This is a genomic window from Lascolabacillus sp. (assembly GCF_028696275.1).
Classification (GTDB): domain Bacteria; phylum Bacteroidota; class Bacteroidia; order Bacteroidales; family Dysgonomonadaceae; genus Proteiniphilum; species Proteiniphilum massiliensis.
Genome location: NZ_JAQVHI010000004.1, coordinates 59,735 through 81,835, shown reverse-complemented (window position 1 = coordinate 81,835; position 22,101 = coordinate 59,735). Strand labels below are relative to the sequence as shown.

Annotated in this window: 19 protein-coding genes; 12 read left to right on the top strand and 7 right to left on the bottom strand. The window is 37.7% G+C overall.

The features are described 5' to 3' along the window. Position 1: 1 nt before the first annotated feature. Positions 2–2,059 (bottom strand): hypothetical protein, encoded by a 2,058-nt coding sequence (locus PHO43_RS02210; protein WP_288011136.1) that lies wholly within the window; start codon positions 2,057–2,059, stop codon positions 2–4. A 123-nt stretch (positions 2,060–2,182) separates the two neighbouring features. Here PHO43_RS02210 and PHO43_RS02205 point away from each other — a divergent pair, with 123 nt between their 5' ends. From PHO43_RS02205 to PHO43_RS02180, 6 genes are all read left to right on the top strand, one after another. Then, entirely contained in the window at positions 2,183–2,635 is a 453-nt protein-coding gene (locus PHO43_RS02205) for a hypothetical protein (protein ID WP_288011133.1), read from the top strand. A 9-nt stretch (positions 2,636–2,644) separates the two neighbouring features. Continuing rightward, on the top strand, positions 2,645–3,766 hold the full coding sequence (locus PHO43_RS02200; protein ID WP_045090247.1) for a nucleotidyltransferase domain-containing protein: 1,122 nt from the start codon (positions 2,645–2,647) through the stop codon (positions 3,764–3,766). Between the two features lie 229 nt (positions 3,767–3,995). Then, entirely contained in the window at positions 3,996–5,294 is a 1,299-nt protein-coding gene (locus tag PHO43_RS02195) for a Gfo/Idh/MocA family protein (protein ID WP_288009821.1), read from the top strand. Between the two features lie 4 nt (positions 5,295–5,298). Further along, positions 5,299–6,183 (top strand): SMP-30/gluconolactonase/LRE family protein, encoded by an 885-nt coding sequence (locus PHO43_RS02190; RefSeq protein ID WP_045090249.1) that lies wholly within the window; start codon positions 5,299–5,301, stop codon positions 6,181–6,183. 44 nt (positions 6,184–6,227) lie between these two features. Continuing rightward, a complete protein-coding gene (locus tag PHO43_RS02185) occupies positions 6,228–7,601 on the top strand; it encodes a dipeptidase (protein WP_053825904.1) in 1,374 nt (457 codons plus the stop codon). Positions 7,602–7,638: 37 nt separating this feature from the next. Then, positions 7,639–7,947: a hypothetical protein gene (locus tag PHO43_RS02180; protein ID WP_045090251.1), complete on the top strand. Its 309-nt coding sequence runs from the start codon at positions 7,639–7,641 to the stop codon at positions 7,945–7,947. Between the two features lies 1 nt (position 7,948). Here PHO43_RS02180 and PHO43_RS02175 read toward each other — a convergent pair whose 3' ends face one another. From PHO43_RS02175 to PHO43_RS02155, 5 genes are all read right to left on the bottom strand, one after another. Next, a complete protein-coding gene (locus PHO43_RS02175; protein WP_288009825.1) occupies positions 7,949–9,121 on the bottom strand; it encodes a hypothetical protein in 1,173 nt (390 codons plus the stop codon). A 10-nt stretch (positions 9,122–9,131) separates the two neighbouring features. Next, the gene (gene buk, locus PHO43_RS02170; protein ID WP_045090253.1) at positions 9,132–10,211 is read right to left on the bottom strand and encodes a butyrate kinase; all 1,080 of its coding nucleotides are present in this window, start codon (positions 10,209–10,211) and stop codon (positions 9,132–9,134) included. 26 nt (positions 10,212–10,237) lie between these two features. After that, positions 10,238–11,137, bottom strand: coding sequence for a bifunctional enoyl-CoA hydratase/phosphate acetyltransferase (locus PHO43_RS02165; RefSeq protein ID WP_045090254.1), 900 nt, complete (start codon positions 11,135–11,137; stop codon positions 10,238–10,240). 18 nt (positions 11,138–11,155) lie between these two features. Beyond that, positions 11,156–12,586 carry a glycoside hydrolase family 140 protein gene (locus tag PHO43_RS02160; protein WP_288011130.1) on the bottom strand — a complete coding sequence of 477 codons (1,431 nt, stop codon included), beginning with the start codon at positions 12,584–12,586 and terminating at the stop codon, positions 11,156–11,158. 151 nt (positions 12,587–12,737) lie between these two features. Further along, positions 12,738–13,076 carry an antibiotic biosynthesis monooxygenase gene (locus tag PHO43_RS02155; protein ID WP_045090256.1) on the bottom strand — a complete coding sequence of 113 codons (339 nt, stop codon included), beginning with the start codon at positions 13,074–13,076 and terminating at the stop codon, positions 12,738–12,740. A 163-nt stretch (positions 13,077–13,239) separates the two neighbouring features. Here PHO43_RS02155 and codA point away from each other — a divergent pair, with 163 nt between their 5' ends. After that, positions 13,240–14,481 (top strand): cytosine deaminase, encoded by a 1,242-nt coding sequence (gene codA, locus PHO43_RS02150; RefSeq protein WP_045090257.1) that lies wholly within the window; start codon positions 13,240–13,242, stop codon positions 14,479–14,481. 49 nt (positions 14,482–14,530) lie between these two features. Here the strand turns inward: codA and PHO43_RS02145 are convergent, their stop codons facing one another. After that, positions 14,531–15,217 carry a Crp/Fnr family transcriptional regulator gene (locus PHO43_RS02145; RefSeq protein WP_045090258.1) on the bottom strand — a complete coding sequence of 229 codons (687 nt, stop codon included), beginning with the start codon at positions 15,215–15,217 and terminating at the stop codon, positions 14,531–14,533. 143 nt (positions 15,218–15,360) lie between these two features. On the opposite strand from PHO43_RS02145, the gene nrfH reads away from it, so the two are divergent. The 5 genes from nrfH (at position 15,361) to PHO43_RS02120 (ending at position 22,072) form a co-directional block, all read left to right on the top strand. Continuing rightward, positions 15,361–15,957, top strand: a complete 597-nt coding sequence (gene nrfH / locus PHO43_RS02140; RefSeq protein WP_053825903.1) for a cytochrome c nitrite reductase small subunit — start codon at positions 15,361–15,363, stop codon at positions 15,955–15,957. Between the two features lie 36 nt (positions 15,958–15,993). Continuing rightward, complete coding sequence (nrfA, locus tag PHO43_RS02135) at positions 15,994–17,493, top strand: ammonia-forming cytochrome c nitrite reductase (protein ID WP_045090260.1); 1,500 nt, start codon at positions 15,994–15,996, stop codon at positions 17,491–17,493. Positions 17,494–17,532: 39 nt separating this feature from the next. Further along, a complete protein-coding gene (locus tag PHO43_RS02130; protein WP_052673207.1) occupies positions 17,533–18,849 on the top strand; it encodes a cytochrome c biogenesis ResB family protein in 1,317 nt (438 codons plus the stop codon). After that, positions 18,846–19,631: a cytochrome c biogenesis protein CcsA gene (gene ccsA, locus PHO43_RS02125; RefSeq protein WP_045090261.1), complete on the top strand. Its 786-nt coding sequence runs from the start codon at positions 18,846–18,848 to the stop codon at positions 19,629–19,631. Before PHO43_RS02130 ends, ccsA begins: the two co-directional genes overlap by 4 nt. A 245-nt stretch (positions 19,632–19,876) precedes the next feature. Continuing rightward, entirely contained in the window at positions 19,877–22,072 is a 2,196-nt protein-coding gene (locus PHO43_RS02120; protein ID WP_045090262.1) for a glutamine synthetase III family protein, read from the top strand. Positions 22,073–22,101 lie beyond the last annotated feature (29 nt).

The following is a 22,101-nucleotide window of genomic DNA, read 5'->3' as shown; positions in this document are numbered from 1 at the left end:
ATTATTTGTTCAGTTCCTCTAAAGCCCTATCAGTCGCACTAAGCAGTGGCTCAATTGATATTGGCGAACCAACAGCATTTTTCATCCATAATTGAGGAATGATACTACCTTGCGTATACATTCTGTCAATCTCTGATGCCAGGTTCTTTCCACGCACCTGCTGTTCTATCTGGAAGTCGATCAAATGACCCATAGGATAGTTTGGAAGATAAAGAGGATAATCAATCATATGAGAATATATACCTAGTAGTATCTCATCTTCTCCACCAAGTACATCAGCATAATATTCATTCCAAACAGCTTTAGAGATCGAAATCACAGCATCCTTGAGTTGCGATGCTGTTGCATCAGGATTTGCATACAGCCACTCCCACACCTGGATATCGACAAGTGATACACCCATAATCTCGTAGCTTGACCAGAAATTATCAAGTGCCAGATAAAACTCATCTTCCGGGTTGGGATTCTGCAGTCCAAGAAGATCAAGATCCCTTTTCTGAAAGAGGAATGCCACAGCTTCTGTAAATGCAGTATTTGGCACACCATTGAGAACATAATAATCCACATCATTCATTGTGATCGTCTGTTCCACGTTATGTCCAAACTCATGAATTGCAATATTATATCCCTTATAGTCCATACCACTGTCACCTATTCTGGTACGTAATCTACTAACATCATTACGCATTTCAGCACCCCAGGCATGACCTGCACCACGTGATGCATCAACCGTAACCAGCGATGATATCTGCCTGGCTTTCTCTGTTGACCATCCCAGCTTCACCAATATATTTGGCAAATCTTTCTCCAAAGCCTCTGCATTTGGATATTTTGCTGAAGTAATAGCTGTAAGGCGATCTTCAGAAACGGTCTCTCCCGAACTGAATCCGTTATACCAAATATCAAATGGTTCTAACTTGCGACCTAGTCTGGCTTCAATAAATGCTGCTACCTTTTTCACTTGTGAAGATGAAATCAAACCTTTAAACAGCTCTTCCACATCTTTTTTAGGGATCTCCATTGTTCCATCAAATGCACGATCGATTTGCGTCGGGTAATGAGAAGAATATGGGTCCAGCTTTCTCATCACATGAAAATTTTTCAGGAAAATCTCATATCTCCTTATATCCTCAGAAGGAGAAGAGACTACATCGTTATCCCTCACTTCGTTTGTATATGGATTCCATATATATGTGTCGTTATTAATCACTTTGACAGGAATTGACTGATCAACAATGCGCTTCATCACCTGATATATCATCCTCTGTTTTTCAAGACCGTTTTCAGTATCAGCATAATTCGATTTAAGTTCATCACGCAATCCCCAGTGAGATATCAGTTTCATTCCGTCAGGAAACAGCTGCTCACCTTTATCATTACGCAGCTTATACATATTGATGTTATAATCAGAGATATAAGCATCAGCTTCAGTTAAAGTTTTCGATATCTCCTGCTGAATATTAGCCGGCACTCTGGATATAAACCTGTCGCCCATACGAGCATATGCCCACTCCTGGCGGCTCCATTTTTCACCCAGTTCAGTTTTTTCTTCAAGTGAATAGAATGGAAAGTTTAGTGCAGTGATAAAAGCAATTTTATTTGAATAGAGGTCGTCATTTAAATGTGCAGATGCATCATAACTGCCAAACATCATATCAACCGGAGTAATATCAGGTCCAACAAGCTGTAATGGCATTTTCAGCTCAACATCCATTTTGTGGTAATAACCATTAATCACTTCAAAATTACGTTCAAGGGTAGTAAATAGTTTTGAAAGTTCTTCTGAATCGCTTACAAAAGAGGAGTTGCAAAAATCAACAAAATCTTCTGTTGTTCCGTCAGACTCGCGCCAAAGCTGCGCCACCTGCTTTACACCTCTCTCTATTCTGAAAGCATGATCCTCTCCCAGAGAATCTTTCATCTCTGAAATTAATTTATCAGCTGTTGCTGCTGAAATATACTCTGCTTCTTTCATATCATCACTTTTAATCTTATCTGTGTTACATGCCATAAATCCGAAGATTAAAGAGAACAGGACTATAAATATTAAATCTTTCATTTTATTCAGTGATTACATTTTACGTTATTTCTGCAAATTTAATATTGATAAACTGATTATTGAAAAAAACTGAATTAAAAACCGGTAATAATTATATCTTTGAGGAGTTTTATATGTTCTTGGATGGTGCAAATGATTATTCCTAACGATGTTTTCTTCTCACATATCCTAAATGAGATTAATGATGGGAAAAGTGTCAGGATTCCTTCAAAAGGGAACAGTATGTTGCCATTAATAAGACCTGAAGTGGATGAAATTGAGTTAAGTCCGATATCAGAAAACTCAATTCAAAAGGGGAATATCCTGTTGGCTGTTATCAACAATAACTATTATGTAATTCATAGAGCAGAAAAAATTTCATCAGAAAAGATAACATTAAGAGGTGATGGTAATATAAAAAAAAGAGAAATATGTCCAACTGACTCTGTAATTGCCGAAGTTACATGCATATACAGAGGAAATAAAAGAGTAACAAAATCGAGTCTTATCTGGAAAATAATGAGATTCTGTTGGTTTAAATCACCCTTGTTGCGTAGGATTTACCTGGGTATATACAGAAGAATTAGGCAGAAATAAAAAAAATATATGAATAACCTTACTATATCACTCTTTCTTGAACTAATAAAATCTGCAATCTGGAACAGAAAAGCTGAAGAGACCCTTTTTACAGATATTGATGAACAGATATGGACTGAACTTGTAAGCTTTGCTGAGTCACAATCGGTCAGCGCTCTCCTATATGATGGAATTATGACTTTACCTGAATCGGTCTGGCCAGACAGGAAGATTATATATAAACTATTTCTTCAAACACAGTTTATCGAAAAGCGAAACAGGAGATTTAATGAGGAGCTGAAAAACATTTTTTGGGAGTATGAGAAATTAAATACACCTTTTATCCTATTAAAAGGTCAGGGAAACGCTCTTTTTTATCCTATTCCAAATCACAGAAGTCCTGGTGATATTGATCTTTATCTTTTTAATAAGGGCGATTATCAGAAGGTAAACAGGTGGGCAGTATCAAATGGATATGAGATGGATGACGAAAATATTCATCATCAAGGATTTATATACAATGACATCCAAATAGAAAACCATAAGAATATATGCTTTTTTGGTATTGATAAATATGATAAACTATTTAGTGAAAAAATTCAGGATGTAGTTGAGAACAATAAATTTAAAGAAGTAGAGATTGAAGGGTTAAAAGTAAAAGTACTTCCCGATGAATTAAATGCTTTTTATATTTTCTATCATATATTCCACCATTTTATTCATTTGGGAATAGGAATGAAACAGATATGCGACTGGGTGCTATTTATGAAAACCAATTCTGATAATATTAACAGAAGCAGCTTTAATTTGCTGGTCGACTCTTTTGATTTATCATATGCCATGAAGCAATTTGCAGCATTCGCAATCAAATATTTAGAAGCTAAACCAGAATATTTCCCATTTGAAACAGATATCAAAGGCAAGTACGTTGATCTCATTTTAGACGATGTGTTCAGTGGGGGCAACTTTGGATATGACCTATTCAAAAGAAAAACATTTCAAAATGATCTTCATAGAAAATGGTACTCATTTAAACACTCTACAGTTAGAATAAGCAGAATAATTGGACTGGCACCTCAGCATATAAAACCTCTGCCTTATATAAAACTTACCACAAACCTTAAACTATTGTTGACAGGTAAAAAATATTAGACAGTATTCATTCTATTTTCGAACTGTTTTAAGCAAACATAATATTTACTAAACTCATTAAAAGGGTTAAGCAATCTGTTACCTCTCCCTTATGATCTTCGTTATTTTATGAGGTTGATAAGAGCGAGGTAAGAGTATTATAAGAACAATTTACAGATATAGTACGTTTAAAAATTTATAGCTACTTATTGAATCTACCTGAAATGAGCATTTTTTAAACTACTAATATATGAATAGAAGGAATTTCATCAAAAGTTCCTCCCTTGCTACGGTTGCCTTAGCATCAGGATTGAACAGTTACAGTACACCCATAAATAGATCCTCCCAAAAGGGGGTATTAAAACTTGGACTAATCGGAAGTGGATGGTATGGAATGGTGATTGCAAAAGCTGCACTGCAGGCAGGTAATGTAATAATATCTGCAGTAGCTGATGTTGACACAGAACATCTGAGCAACAGTATTGCAGAGTTAACATCATTGCAGGGTAGTACCCCCAGGGGCTTTAAAGACTACAAAGAACTGCTTGATGTATCAGATCTGGATGGTGTAATGATTGGTACTCCCCCACATTGGCATGCTTTGCAATTTATAGCTGCATGTGAGAAAGGTTTGCCAATTTACTGCGAAAAACCTTTGTCGTATGATGTAGATGAAGGTAAAGCAATGGTAGAAGCTGCAAGAAAAGCCGGCAACATTGTTCAGATCGGATTTCAGAGAAGGCAGAACAAAGCTTTTAAAAAGGCTAAAGATCTGATTCAGGATGGCAGAATTGGAGAAGTTTACCAAATAGGAGCACAGATACATTATAATCCCGGGACACAAGACACGACAATCCAGAACCCACCTGAATCACTCGATTGGGATGAATGGTGCGGACCGGCTCCCAAACTACCTTATAGCCCTTCTATTGGTCATTTGGCATGGCGTCTTGAGAAAGAGTATGGAAACGGGCATCTTGTTGATTGGGGTATTCATAATATAGATATAATCCGGACAATAATGGGTTATGGAATGCCTCAATCTATACAGGCATCCGGAGGTCTCTATAAGTTGAAAGGTAAAATCACAACACCGGACACGCTTACTGCTACATTGAATTACAGTGAGGTTCCACTGGTTTGGCAACATAGATTATGGGGCACAGGTGAAATTGATTCTCAGTATAACAACGGAGTCTTCTTTTATGGTGACAAAGGTACTCTGTTTGCTTCGGACAACCGACTAATAATCAAGCCCACTGGCAATAACCAGGAGCAAGAAGTAATAGATCTTCCAACTCCCGATATGCAAGAAAAGCATGTTGAAGAGTTTATAAATGCTGTTAGGAGTAATAATAAGGATTTGATTAGCTGCACTACCCTTGATGGATTCCACTCATCTGCATCAGTTCTGCTTAGTATGATTGCCTATGAGACTGGAGAAAAGCTGATTTGGGATAATCAAAAAGGAACTGTAACTAACAGTGAGAATGCTGTAAAATTACTTGCTAGACCATATCGACAGGGTTATAACAGACCAAAATATTAAATGTATGAAGGCCATAATATCAATTATTCTATTAGCAATGACTGTTTCTTTAAGTGGACAGAAAATCAATCTTATTGCAGAGAGTGCAGTTATTGAGAAGATAGGCACCGGTTACTCTTTTACCGAGGGTCCTGCTGTTTCTGCAAATGGGAAAGTATATTTCACCGATCAGCCAAATGACCGTATCTATGTGTGGGATGAGATTGATGGAGTCTCTCTTTGGCTCGAGGGCACAGAAAGATCCAACGGTATGTACTTCAATAATAAAAACATGTTAGTTTCTTGTGCAGATCTTCATAACCGACTGATTACTATTGATGAAAATAAAAACATTAGTCCACTTTTTGAAAATTATGAAGGTGTTCACCTAAATGGACCAAACGATTTATGGATTTCTCCTGATGGCGGTATATATTTTACCGATCCATACTATCACAGGGGTTACTGGGCTGAAGGACATGTTGAGGCTCAGGATACAAGGGGTGTCTACTATCTTTCTTCAGATGGAAAAGTGACACGTGTAGTGGATGATTATGTACAGCCTAACGGACTTGTAGGTACTCCGGACGGAAAATTTTTGTATATTGCGGATATAAATGATGGCAAGATCTGGAGGTATGATATTGATACCGATGGAACACTGAGCAACAAGACTTTTTTTGCTCCTAAAGGTTCCGACGGTATGACCATTGATAATTATGGCAATATATATCTAACGATGGGAAAAGTATGGATCTACTCACCTGAGGGTGAATTAATTCAGGAGATTGAATTCCCTGAAAGTCCTTCAAACATATGTTTCGGTGGTAAAGAGCGAGACATACTTTTTGTCACTGCACGCACCTCTGTCTACACTCTGAAAATGAATGCAAGAGGAGTAAATAAATAATACAGAAATAGAAATATTAATAATAAAATTGTAAATAGTAAAACATGAACGAAATCAACAATTATGTAAAAGCTAATGAAGATCGTTTTCTGGATGAGCTTTTCGAACTTATTCGCATTCCTTCGATTTCATCACTTCCTGAACACAAAGAGGATATGTATCGTGCAGCAGAAAAGTGGAAAGAAATTCTTCTTGCTGCAGGAGCCGATAAGGCAGAGGTAATAGAGACCAATGGAAATCCTGTGACTTACGGTGAGAAGATTATTGATCCTGATGCGCCAACCGTAATGGTTTACGCTCATATGGATGTAATGCCGGTAGATCCTCTTGAGAAATGGAAAACAGACCCGTTTGAGCCTGTAGTTAAAGATGGTAAAATATGGGCACGTGGTGCAGATGATGATAAAGGGCAGTCGTTCATGCATGCAAAGGCATTTGAGTATCTGGTAAAATCCGGAAAACTTGAATGCAATGTAAAGTTCCTGATTGAAGGAGAGGAAGAGATTGGATCTCCAAATCTGCCTGACTTTTGTGAGAAACATAAAGAGATGTTGAAAGCCGATATTATATTGGTTTCTGACACCTCAATGATTGCGCCGGATGTACCTTCGATAACAACAGGATTAAGAGGGCTTGCCTACTGGCAGGTAGAGGTTACTGGTCCGAACATCGACCTCCATTCAGGATTATTCGGCGGCGCTGTAGCTAATCCTATTAATGTGCTTTCTAAAATGATAGCTCAGACCATGGATGATGATGGCAGGATATTAATACCCGGCTTTTATGATGATGTGGTTGAGGTATCTGCTGAAGAGCGTGCAAAAATGGCAAAAGCACCTTTTTCATTAGATGATTATAAAAAATCACTCGATCTGAAAGAGGTGTTTGGAGAGAAAGGATATTCCACTAACGAGAGAACAGGAATAAGACCAACCTTTGATGTATGTGGTATATGGGGTGGATATACAGGTGAGGGAGCAAAGACTGTATTGCCATCTAAAGCTTATGCAAAGATAAGTACACGACTGGTTCCAAATCAGGATCATAATAAGATTGCAAAAATGTTTGTAGAATATTTTGAATCTATTGCTCCTGAGTATGTAACTGTAAAGGCAGAATATCTGCATGGTGGTCCTTCATATGTTTGTCCAATAGATCTTCCCGCCTACAAAGCTGCTGAAAAAGCATTTAAAGATGTATACGGAAAAGATCCGGTACCTGTGAGATCAGGAGGCAGTATTCCTATTATTGCAACTTTTGAGGAAGTACTGGGAATTAAATCTGTGCTAATGGGCTTTGGCTTAGGTTCAGATGCTATTCATTCGCCTAATGAAAACTTTCCACTTGAACAATTTTACAATGGAATAAGAACAATACCTCTATTTTATAAATACTTTGCAGAAGAGATGAAAAAATAGTTGTATTGTTAGTTTAACAACTTAAAATGTTGACAGTATGATAACTTATACAACTTTATCTGAAGCAATTAACGATCTGACTAAGAGAGGTTACACTGAAAACTTCAATATAGAGAGTGATTGCATAGTATGTGCTGATAACAAGATAAGATTAAAACCTGATGAGTTTGAGATAGATGAAGTCTATCGTTTTCAGGAGATGTCTGATCTGGATAATGAAAGCATATTATATGCCATTTCCTCTGAAGTAAATAAAATCAAAGGTCTGCTGGTTAATGCATATGGCATCTACTCAGACACAGCCACAACAGAATTGGTCAGAAAACTGGGACAGAAGGATAAGTAAATCACTTCACTATAACATACGCTACATAGTGAGTATCTGCTGTAACGGGAGTTAGCGAAAGGTAACCGGAAACAATTTTTCCGTTCTTTATCTTTAGTGGTGACTCCTGTTGCAGTCTTTCATGAAATTTACAGGCACTTTCAGGTTTCTTGAAGTAATCAACTATGTATTCTCCTTCACCATCTTCGTTCATAAACTGATTATGAAACAGACGTGACACCACTCCCATATTCATTCTCATATTTATTTCAACACAAGGCTGAATTTTAAATCCACTTAAAGTGTTGCAAATCATCATATCTACACCAGCATATCCATTGTAATCAGGGAATAGTCCCGCCAGCCTTACCTTCAATGATTCTCTCAATTGGGATAACAGTTCCGGATCAACATATTGAGCCAATACACTTTCAATTTTTTCATCTGAAATCAAAACATTACCCTTATATGCACCAGAAGAGGCAGAGCTGAAAAGAGAATATCCTATGAAATCTGCATCACCATTTACAAGACAGAACTCCATAGCAAAGTCAACAACCTTATCGAGTACAGGCTCTGCAACAACACCCCCCTGCCCTTTTATAACACGTCTGCACCAATCAGTTTGTTTATCAGTAATTTCACCCAAAATCCATATAAGTCCCCTTCCACTTCCAGATAGCGGCATTTTCAAAACTTTATCCCCTTTAGCAGAGTTCAGATAAAATAATAACTCATCCAATTCCTTAAAGTAATAACTCTCTCCACAGTAATCCTTGTTTTCATACTTCAGTTCTTTGAGCAGATAAACTGCATGTTTACGGCTTGACTGATCACGTAGAAGTTGCAGTTTTGCCATATCAGGCAGGTGACACTCAGGCACTCCGTGCGAAATAAGTTTCCTGTATAACAACGGGTTCCAGCCCCAAGGTATAATTTTATCAGATTGAGAGCTGTTTAACTGTTTGGCAACATCACTATAGCTGATGAGCTCTGCCTTTAAAGGCAGTTTGTCTCTTATATCCTCTAAAAAAGCCCGGTTGATCTCTCCTTCAGCAACCACCATGCTCTGCTTTGAGTACCATACAGGCAGAATAGCCAGATCATATGCCATTTTTACTGCAGATGCAGGCGGTGTATAATTGGAGCTGAAATTGGCAAGTGACAGATCATGTTCGGGATTAAATATGTACATCCTGTAAAAGTTAAATGTACTCTTTGATCTCAATTTCTCCGTTTATAGCCATCAAAGCATTCTCAGCAAGAGCTCCCATCTCATCCTGCCCCGGATATATATAAACGGGTGCGATCCTGTAAACTCTTTCTATTATCATGTTGCAAAACCATTTGCTGTTTGCAATACCACCAGTAATAAGAATTCCATCAACCTTGCCCTTTAATACAGTTGACATTGCTCCTATCTCTTTTGCAACCTGATATGCCATTGCAGCTAAAACTTCACTGCATTTTTCATCTCCTTTATTAGCCTCACGCTCTGCCAGGTAGGCATCATTTGTGCCAAGGTATGCCATCATTCCACCTTTACCTACAATCATTTCAGCCATCTTATTATAGCTGTATATACCACTGAAGGCTACTTTAAGCAGTTGCCCCACTGGGAGAGTGCCGGAACGTTCAGGTGAGAATGGTCCGTCACCATCCAATCCCTGATTTACATCAATAACTTTGCCTTTATAATGTGCACCAACTGTAATTCCTCCACCCAGATGAACAACAATAAGGTTGAGATCTTCATATTTCTTCATTATAGACTTGGCATGTGAACGGGCAATTGCTTTCTGGTTAAGAGCATGAAAAACAGATTTCCTTTCGAATATAGGGTGACCAGAATATCTGGCAAGTGGCTGCAACTCGTCAACTACTACCGGGTCTGCAATAAATGCTTCTGCGTTGGGAATCAATTTTGCTATATCTGAAGCAATCAGTGCTCCAAGATTACTTGCATGTTCACCTCTCTTGCATTCCAGCAGGTCGTTCCGCATAGATTCATTAATTCTGTATACTCCTGAAGCTATGGGTTTAACAAGGCCACCGCGACCAATTACTGCATCTATTGTCTCTACCGGTACATCTGCACTACTGAGCTCTTTATAAATTACATCTTTCCTGTATTCATACTGATCAGTTATTCGTTTAAACTTACGCAGATCTTCTGGAGCATGTTTGATGGTTTTCAGAAATATCACCTTTTCCTGTTGATAAATTGCTATCTTAGTAGAAGTAGATCCAGGGTTTATGACTAATATTCTTGTATTTGTTGCCATATATTGTTATTTGATTTATTCTTTAATTAATTATGAATTAGAGTTGCCAGAGCTATTGACAGAAGTTTGCTTCTCTCATCATCAGAACGCGAAGTTAAAACAATTGGAGCAGATGCCCCCATAATAATTGCAGCAGTTGCAGCACCTCCCAGGAAATTTAGTGCTTTGTAAAACATATTTCCTGCTTCTATATCAGGTACAAGAACTATATCACAATTACCTGCAACCTCGCTATTTACACCTTTGTGTTTAGCTGCCTCTCTACTGAAAGCTATATCTATGGCAAGAGGACCTTCTATTAAACATCCTTCTATTTTACCTTTCTCATTCATCTCTTTAAGTTGTGATGCATGAACCGTTGCCTCCATCTTAGGATTCACAGTTTCTATTGCAGCAGCTACAGCTACATTCGGTTTTTTTATACCTATATGATGACATGCTGAAACAGCATTATTGATAATCTGCACTTTTTCATCAAGTGATGGTGCAATATTCATTGCTGCATCAGTAACACAAAATATTTTATGATAATAAGGTGATTGAAAAAAAGCAACATGACTAATCAGATTACCTGTAGATAATCCAATCTGCTTATCCAATACCGCTTTTAGCAGGTCGCCGGTTTTTGTAAGCCCCTTCATTAATATTTCTGCCCTGCCTGTTTTTACCATTTCTACAGCAATTCTGCATGATTCAATATTATTATTGCTCTCAATAAGTTCAATATTATCCAGATTGAAATTCAATGACTCTGCAATTCGTATAATTTTGCTCTTATCACCAATTAGTACAGGGGTGGCTACTCCTTCGCTGACTGCATTTTGAAGTGCCATCAACACATCCTCATCTTCTGCTGCAGCAACTGCAATTCTACGAGCAGGCCTCTCTTTCGCAAGTTTTATAAATTCTGACAACTCCTTTATCATCTCTGTTATTTTTTAATTCTATTCTATAACAAGCACCCAGTCGCGTTGCTCAGTATTTGGTGGAGTAAAGGTGTAAACATCTGAATTGTATTCTTCTCCTACTTTCAAGTATTGACCGGTTACAGGATTAAACCAAGACACTTTTTTTGGAAAATTGATAAGATATCTCAAGTCGATCTCAATCGGTTTTGGTTGTGGTATATAAACCAATGCGTATGAACCGGATATAGCTCTGGTAGCTATAATCTGGTCGTTATAGTCGGTCCCTTTCTCAGACACAATCATAGTATTATCCATTACACGCCTGAAATCTGAACGTGACAACATTAAATCCTTAATGTGATGAATATGATTAGCAGCCTTGGCATTAAGAGCATTTTGCCATCCTATAATTGTATCACCTACCCAGACAGGTGCATTTCTGGTTGTGTCGAGAAATTGCCATATCTGATGGTGACCATATGTTGCACCTGCACCACCTGCAAATACACCTCGATAAATACGGGCTCTGACATCATAGTCATCAAAATAACCACGTTCAGATCTTGTCCATTTTCCATCCCAAACATTTACCGGATGGTCTTCATAACAAGGCTCCAGGTCGATTACCGGACGCTTAGGAACTCTGTTTAAGTCATTGACAATTGTTTCCCACGCTTTTACTGTTCTGCTGCCGTGTCCGCTTTGCAATGCATGCATATCAAGCCAATCTTCGTCTGGTAAAAATGCTGATGTTTCCGGCCATCCCGGGTGGTATGTAATAAATATATCTTTTCCATAAGTATCCTCTATTGCTTTTGCCATAGAACGCCAAACAGGACGATCATCATGCTGCTTGCCTTCTCGTTCGTATACTGCAGGCCTGTCTCCTCCAAGAATCCATATAATATTCCACTGATTCTTATATCTTTCTGCCAGTTTCTTGGCGTAATTATATGCTTTATCCGGATTATTATTGAAGACCATGGGACCTTCACCCCAGTTATAAGCTACCTTATCTCCCCAGGTGGGGAGCAGTCCGATATATATATTTCGATTTGCAGCCTCATTAATCACAAAGTCAACATGATCCCAGTAGTCATATTCAAAAGAATTGTCCGGACTCTCACCAGGAGTTACTGCCCACTCAAGTGTTTCCATATCTTTAAATGGTATGTCACCATACATGTTTGGTTGCCGCAAACCATTTAGTTCTGAAAGAGCAACTGCCATTATTACATTAAACTGCTGCTCCTCTCTTTTATCCAGATATTGAATTGCCTCTTCACGAGTAAGCCTGTGAAAGAGCTCCCAACCTGTATCTGCCAGCCAGAAGAAAGGTTTGCCATCATTTTTATTTATCAGATAGCTTTTAGTAGTATCAACACCAATTTGCCCTTTTAGAGAAAAAGTTGTTGTCACAATAAATACTAACATTAATAAACCAGATGGAGAGAAGTTCTTTTTCATGTTTATAGAAGTATTTAAGTTTGAACAAAAGTAAATACTTTTTTTTGAGGAGAACTCCTTTTATGACCTAATTAATTTACAAGTTTTGCTTTTTTATATAATTATGAAAGATCAGACATTTAAAAACCTTGAAATTAACTTATAAAATATATCATTCAGCCAGTAAAGAGTATACAACTTCATACTCCTCTATTGTAAGATTTAGTGCTTTACGGTTAATCGGCTCTTTTCCTGACTCCTTTTGTTGCTTATGCCTTTCTATATGACCCTGCTGGTGCTCTTTACTACCATGCCATTTTGTTAATGACTCTTTGTTTTCCCAATATATAATCATTTTTATTATATCGAAATCCTCGGCATCCCTGTTAATTAACACATCACGACGAATAAAACCTTCTGCTTTGGAAACAGCTGACGGATGAGACAGATCCTCTATTACTCTGTTCGTAAAATCTTTAGCAACTTTCATATTTCGTGTAATTACAATCATATAATTCCTAATTTTAAAAATTCTACAGTTATTATTTTTGTTATGTATAACTGTTTTAACCAGTTAAAATGTAATTAGTTCAAATTCATTTGTATAATTTAAGGGATTTTCGATCGCCCTTCTCATTAATAGTCAGTAACTTTAACACTTTAAAGGTCATCATATGAAGAGAAAATTTAAAAACGCTAAAATATATCGCAACCATTCAGCTAATGAATTTATAGTTGAAAATGGAAAGATTTCTGAAATAGGAACAAATCTACCTGAGTGTGATGAGGAAGTGGATCTTAAAGGGAAGCTGGTGATGCCTCCTTATGTTGATCCGCATTTACACCTTGACTATGTTTATACCGGACGCAATGACGGAGGGAAAGTTAAATCAGGAACTCTGTTTGAAGGTATCGAACGGTGGCATCATATAAAAAAATCGCAAAACATTGATGATGTAAAGGAGCGTGCTTTAGCTGGTATCAGAGAGGAGATGTCACATGGCGTTCAATATATCCGTACACATATTGACGTTACAGATCCTGAACTTACAGGTCTGAAAGCTATGCTTGAGATCAGGGAAGAACTGAAAGAGAATGTTACCATTCAAATTGTATCTTTTCCGCAGGAGGGAATGTATGCATATAAAAATGGCTATGAACTGGTAGAAGAAGGACTTAGACTAGGAGCCGACTGTGTTGGAGGAATACCTCATTTTGAGTGGGCTCGTGAGTTTGGAGAGAGATCTATTCACGCTATTGTAGATCTTGCAGTGAAATATGACAAAATGATTGATGTTCATTGTGATGAAACAGATGATATAATGTCGCGTTTTGTTGAACTCCTGAATGCTCTGGTAATGATAGAAGGTATAGGAGAAAGGACAGCAGCCAGTCATGCATGTTCATTTGGGAGTGCTGATAATGCTTATGCTAACCGAATGATTGGACTCTTTAAAAAGAGTCAGATTAATTTTATCACTCCGCCTACTGAAAATGCATATTTGCAGGGCAGAATGGATAACTATCCTAAACGCCGTGGATTAAACAGAGTGAAAGAGTTGCTTGAAGCGGGCATCAATGTTTGCTTTGCTCAAGATTCTATAAACGACCCATGGTATCCGCTTGGGAACGGTAACCTGATGAATGTACTGGATAATGGAATTCATCTGACACATCTTGCTTCTTATGAAGAGATTGAGAGATCGTTTGATTTGATAACCTATAACGGGGCAAAAACAATGATGATTGAGGATTATGGTCTGGAGGCAGGAAAATCGGCTAACTTCATTGTGCTTAATGAATCTGATGAGTTTGAGGCTATAAGAAAAAGAGTAGATGTTTTGGCTTCAGTAAGAAATGGAGAATTTCTATTTCGACGAAGTGAACCTGTGTATGACATACCTCTAAGAATATGACATACTTTTGAGTATCAATAGAGTAATACAGCAATCTGTTAGTTGCAGGTTAGACAATACTTTTAAGTATATTCCTGTCAATTATTCTTATTTCTCTGCCGTTTACTTCAATTATACCCTCTTCTGCCATCTCCATCATCACCTTTACCAAGGCCGGTCGTGAAACAGAAAAAATACGGGCAATTTCCTCTCTGGATATTTTCAGTTTTAAGACATTCTCTCCGGCTGACTCTTTTAGAAAATAGTATGATAGTTTGGCTCTGATTGATCTGAGTGATACTAGACGAAGTTTTTCTGAAAGGTAAAAAACTTTGTTGGAGATGTATGAGAGAAATTTCAACATAAAGGATTCATATTTTCTCATCAACAGATAGACATTATCCTTAGGGATTGCAATTACTTTACATTTACTTTGACAGATAGCTGAAACAGGTGATCTGTTATCTGCAGCAAAAAGGAATCCGGTAGACATTGGATTTGGAGCCGCTATATATTCAATCTCCATGAAATCACCTTTTTCGTCAGACATTTCTGTTGAAACCTCACCATCAATTACAATGTATAGTGTCTCACATACTGAGCCTTGTATTACAATAACATCATCTTTATCATACTCTTTTACAGAGTACTGCAGATCATCCAGGAATTCAGCACGCTGGTGAACTGGGATTGAACTGCATAATGGGCATTGAAATATCATTTGCATATTATCTAAGTGCGGTGTATCACGTTCCATATATTAAGGTTTTAATTACTTTAAAATTAAGCTGTTTTTAAATCTAAAATAGAGTATTTTTCATTATTGTCATAATTATTACAGTTTTTCTTTTTTTTTATTCTTTTCTTTGTTATATGTAAAAATCTTTAAAGTTAGCAACTATGGGCAAACTGCGAGACTTTTGGGACCTTATCAAGCCACAGGGCGGATGGAAATTTCCGGCAATAATCATTTCGGGAGCATTCGTGGGAATTTTCATTTACACATTCATCACCTCACGTGCATACACATATCTTTCAGATGATCCTGCTACATGTGTTAACTGTCATGTAATGGCTCCATATTATGCTACATGGCTGCATAGCTCTCATGGCAAAGATGCAACATGTAATGATTGTCATATTCCTCAGGATAATTATTTTAATAAATATTTCGTTAAAGGACTTAATGGCTACAGACATGCTGCTGTTTTCACTAAACGAACAGAAGAGCAGGCTATGACTGCAATACCTATGAATTCACAGGCATTAATGAATAACTGTATAAGATGCCATACCCAATTAAATAGTGAGTTTGTGGAAACAGGACGACATACCTGGAAAGAGATGCAGGAAATTGGAGGCAGTGTATGCTGGGATTGTCACAGAGACGTACCTCACACTCGAAGCAGATCCCTTTCCTCAACACCCGATGCAAGGGTGCCTATGCCTGAAAGCAACGTCCCGGAGTGGTTGCAGAAAATAACATCTGGTAAATAGACTGAACAAAAATGACTAACTGAAAACATATATACTATGAACAATAAACAGGAAAAAAACAAAATGAAGCCTTGGATGGGCTGGCTGCTATTTTTCGTTACGATAGGAGTAGTATTTTTACTTGGTATGCTTGCAGCATCAATTACTCAGCGAAGAGCAGAAATTACCAGTATGATGTACAACAGAATGATTGTTATTAAGGGAATTGAATCGAGAAGTGAAATTTTTGCTACCGACTTTCCACGTCAATATGAATCATGGAGTCAAACTGCCGATACTTCATTTCAAAGTGAATTTAATGGAAGCAGTATTGTTGATGTTCTTGATCAGCGTCCTGAAATGGTTATTCTATGGGCAGGATATGCTTTCTCTAAAGACTATGGTACTCCAAGGGGACATATGAATGCAGTTAATGACGTGGTTCATACATTGCGTACGGGTTCACCAATGACAGCCGAAGAGGGACCACAACCTGCTACATGCTGGACATGTAAAAGTCCGGATGTTCCTCGCCTGATGGACTCTGTAGGTGTAGCAGAATTCTATAATAAACCATGGGCTCATTGGGGCCATGAAATTGTAAACCCTATAGGGTGTGCCGATTGCCATGATGCGGAAAGTATGGATCTTCAAATTAGTCGCCCCGCCTTAATTGAGGGATACGAATCTATGGGTATGAATATTCAGGATGCAACACACCAGGATATGCGCTCTTTAGCTTGTGCCCAATGTCATGTTGAATATTATTTTACACCAGAAGGTAAATATCTGATTTTCCCCTGGCATAATGGAATGACAATGGAAGGTGCTGAGCAGTATTATGATAGTATTCAGTTCTCCGATTATACCCATGCTTTAAGCAAAGCTCCAATAATTAAAGCTCAGCATCCGGATTATGAGATATTTAAAACCGGCATTCATGCTCAGAGAGGTGTATCCTGTGCCGATTGTCATATGCCATACACATCAGAAGGAGGTATAAAATATAGCAGTCACCATGTGAGAAGTCCTTTAGCCAGTATGAATAATACCTGCCAGGTTTGTCACCGTGAAACTGAAGAAGATTTAAGAAACTCTGTGTATGAACGTCAGCGTAGTGCAAATCAAATACGCAATCTGGTTGAAAAAGAACTTTCAACCGCTCATCTTGAAGCACAGTTTGCATGGGAAAAAGGTGCTACTGAAGCTCAGATGAATAAAGCTCTTCAGCTTATTCGTCAATCACAATGGCGCTGGGATTATGCTGTAGCTTCACATGGAGGTGCATTCCACTCACCTGTTGAATTTCAGAGGATATTATCACTTAGTCTGGACCGTGCTCACAAGGCCCGCTTCGAAATAGCAAAAGTGCTTGCAGAAATTGGTTATACAGGTGACGTGCCTCTACCTGACATATCAACAAAGGCAAAAGCTCAGGAATATATAGGACTTAAAATGGAGACTGAAATTTCAAATAAGAAAAACTTCCATGAGACTGTTGTACCAAAATGGCTTGAAACGGCAAAAAGAAATAATCGACTTGTAAGTCTTAATTAAGTCGTAGCACAATTTTTAAGTTAAAACTATTGTTATTCAATGAGTAAATCCTCTAGAAAAATCTGGGAAAGTCCATGGGGATACCCGGAAGGTTACATAGTTGCATTGGGTGTTGTATTAACCGGTCTATTACTTCAGTTAGCCATAGGAAAACTGGACACTGGTCTTTATGCTTATCCTATCAATCTGATTATTGGAGCTCTATTTATAATAGGGCTCCTGACAATATATTTTATCTTTAAAACCAGTAAAATTATCAGATGGTTTTCAAGTGTCTACTCAACACTCCCAAGCATTGTTGTATTACTAATAATTTGTATAATACTGGGATTTATTCCGCAGTTTACTAATATAGAGAATAATGCCCAGGTACCTAATGATATCTTTTCAACTCTTGGATGGTATCAGATGACCACGTCATGGCCTTTCATTCTTAGCTGTTTTTATCTGCTGGTTATATTAGGTTTTACCACTCTTAAACGAACCAGCAGGAGACAATCGTGGCGCGATGTTGGATTTTATTTGAACCACCTTGGTCTCTTTATAGCCTTGATGGGTGGAATTTTGGGAAGTGCCGACCTGCAAAGGTTGACTATGACAGTGAGCGAAGGCAATGTTGAGTGGCGTGGAACGACTTACAGGGGTGAGGTGGTTGAAATGCCCCTGGCTATTCAGCTGGACTCATTTATTATAGAAGAATATGAACCAAAATTAGTAGTTATTGATAACAAAACGGGTAAAATTTTACCAGAAGCAAGACCCGAAAACTATATGTTTGAAGGAATTGGCAAAAAGGCACAGCTGGCAGGTATTTCACTGGAGATAATTGATTATCTTCCAAATGCAGCCATATTCAGAGATAGCATACAATCAAATTTTGTACCAATGCAGATGGATGGTGCTACTACAGCACTAAAAATAAAGGCTTCACATGAAGGAATAACTCAGCCCGTAGAGGGATGGGTAAGTAATGGCAGCTATCTTTTTCCACATAGTATATTAAAGATTGACAACAGCAGAAGTATTGCCATGCCACCTCAAGAGGTAAAAAAATATAGTTCATTTATCACTCTGTATACAGAAGAGGGTAATTCAGAAAAGGCAGTTATTGAAGTTAATAAACCTCTTTCTATAAATAATTGGATTATTTATCAATATAGCTATGACTCTTCAAGAGGCAAATATTCTGACACCTCAGTTTTTGAGCTGGTATATGATCCGTGGCTTAAGGTGGTTTACATTGGCATTTTTATGTTGCTATCGGGTGCAATATTCCTTTTTGTAGCAGGACCTGACAGAGATCGCATTAGTAAAGAGAGTATTTTAGAAATTGACAGAGCTAAGATTGAACAATGACCTGGGATTCTTTTATATATTTTTCGTTGGGCTCCCTATTACTTTGGGGAGTCAGTGATATTTCTGCCTATATAGGCAGTAAAAAATTCACTCCGCTATTATTTCGCATTGCGGGACTTGCTTTATTTGCCTTTTTTATTGCAGGGCTATGGATTTTTCTTGATCGTCCTCCTCTGCGCACTATGGGTGAAACCCGATTATGGTACTCATTCTTCCTACCTTTGGCTGGATTGCTTACGTACCTGAGATGGGAGTATAAATGGATTCTACCTTTCACTACCATTCTTTCTGCTGTATTTATAATAGTGAATATTGCAAACCCTGACATACACAATAAAGCGCTGATGCCCGCTTTGCAGAGTCCCTGGTTTGCACCACATGTTATAATTTACATGTTCTCATATGCACTGCTTGGAGCAGTAACCCTTGTTGCTATTTACTTTTTGGTGAAAGGAAAGAAGCTATCAAATACAACTAAAATTATGAATATGGCAGACAATCTGGTTTATGCAGGAATTGCATGCATAACCTTAGGTATGCTTATGGGTGCTTTGTGGGCTAAAGAAGCATGGGGTCATTACTGGAGCTGGGATCCAAAAGAGACATGGGCTGCCGTTACGTGGATGGGTTATCTGATATACATACATTACCGTCTTAAAAAAAGATCTTCTGACAGAACTTCTATGGTGATTCTGGTTATAGCATTTTTACTGTTGCAGATCTGCTGGTATGGAGTTAATTATCTACCTTCAGCTCAACAGAGTATACATACTTATTCGTAGACTTACATTTTATTTTATAGTTAGAAACCTTCCGTAATTCAATTATACGGAAGGTTTTTTTTATTTGTTCGGCCTTCAACACACTGTTATCTTTTTGAAACCTTGCACCATCTTTCGTTGTCACTTTTCTTTTTATTTTAATTTTTTCTGTCTTTTTTCTCCCTCTTTCTTTGTTTTTCAAACTTTTTGTATATTTTTGCACTGAAATAAAATAGAAATTATATAAACCTCCAAATTTGAATTAAATGTCAACATTAAGATTTAAAGCAGTAGAAGAAGCATTAAAAAGAGTTCCGGTAGATGTGGTAACTCCGGGTAAAATGCCTTCAGAGTATTTTGGCAAATATGTTTTTAATCGTACTCAAATGTCGAAATATCTCTCAAAAGAAACTATGGAGATTGTATTGGAAGCAATTGATAGTGGTACAACTTTAAACAGAGGCATCGCTGATCATGTGGCAGCAGGTATGAAAATGTGGGCCGTGGAAATGGGAGCCACACATTATACACATTGGTTTCAACCCCTTACAGAAGGTACAGCTGAAAAGCATGATTCATTTATAGACTATGCAGATGATCAGAGAAATAATATTATTGAGAGGTTTTCAGGTAAATTACTCGCTCAGCAAGAACCGGACGCATCGAGTTTTCCAAGCGGTGGTATAAGAAATACATTTGAGGCGAGAGGGTACACAGCATGGGATCCTTCATCACCAGCATTTATAATTGATGATACTTTATGTATACCAACTGTCTTTATCTCTTATACGGGAGAGGCACTTGATTATAAGACTCCTTTACTTAAAGCATTAAATGCGGTTGACAAGGCCGCTGTGGATGTATGCAAACTTTTTTATCCGGATGTTAAGAAGGTATACTCATTCTTAGGCTGGGAACAGGAGTATTTTCTGGTAGACAAGTCTTTATATTATGCAAGACCTGATTTGATTCTTACAGAAAGAACACTAATGGGTCACGAGAGTGCAAAAAATCAGCAATTGGAGGATCACTATTTTGGATCAATCCCTCCAAGAGTTGCATCATTTATGCAAGAAGTAGAGTATGAAGCATATAAGTATGGTATACCACTTAAGACCTGTCATAATGAGGTTGCACCTAACCAGTTTGAATTAGCTCCGATATATGGAGAAACTAATCTTGCGGTTGATCAGAATCTTCTAATTATGTCATTAATGCATAGAATAGCAGATAAACATAATTTCAAACTGCTTCTTCATGAGAAGCCATTTGCAGGTGTTAATGGTTCAGGAAAGCATAATAACTGGTCACTCTGTACAGATACCGGAATTGGTCTCTTTACTCCAGGCAAGAGTCCTCATGACAACCTTCTTTTTGTTACCTTCTTGGTTAACACTCTTTTAGCAGTTTATAAACATAACGCATTATTGAAAGCATCGATTATGTCTGCAAATAATGCACATCGTTTAGGTGCAAATGAAGCACCTCCTGCAATAATCTCTGTTTTCCTTGGCAAACAAATATCTGCTGTACTGGACAAAATAGAAAACAGTTCTGAGGATGATGAAATTTCTGTTGATGAACTTAAGATGATGAAACTGGGTGTAGCGCATATCCCTGAGGTATTAATAGATAACACCGACAGAAACCGTACATCTCCTTTTGCTTTTACCGGAAACAGATTTGAGTTTAGAGCAGTAGGATCTTCTGCAAACTGTTCTTCTGCAATGACTGCACTGAATTCAGTTGTTGCTGCACAACTAGTGGAATTTAAGAAAGAGCTTGACAAAAAAACAGAAAAGGGCATGAAGTTGGAAACGGCTATTTTTGAAACCCTACGTCACTACATTAAGGAATCCAAAGCAATACGTTTTGAAGGGAACGGATATAGTGAAGAGTGGAAAAAAGAGGCTGGAAAACGTGGTTTAGATTGTGAAACAAGTGTTCCTCTGATATATGATGCTTATACAACTCCTCAATCGATAGAGGTGTTTGAATCTTTAGGTGTTCTAAGCGAGAAGGAGTTGCATGCTCGAAATGAAGTAAAATGGGAAACATACACTAAGAAGATTCAGATAGAAGGTAGAGTTTTAGGTGATTTGTGTATGAATCATATTATTCCTGTGGCCACTGAATACCAGACAATGCTTTTGGATAACATATATAAGATGAAATCTGTATTTGATGAGGAAAAATTTGAAAAACTGTCAAAAGAGGATGCAGCCATTATTGAGGAAATTGCTGACCATATAACTGCTATCAATCGTAATGTTTATGAGATGGTTGAGGCCAGAAAGGTTGCAAATAAGATAGAAGATGCTCGCGAAAAGGCAATAGCCTACCATGATACAGTTGAGACTTATTTCTCTAAAATAAGATATCACGTGGACAAACTGGAACTTATTGTGGATAACAGAATGTGGACACTTCCAAAATACAGAGAATTACTATTTATAAGTTAGTACATGTTCCATTTCTGTGAAATAGAAAG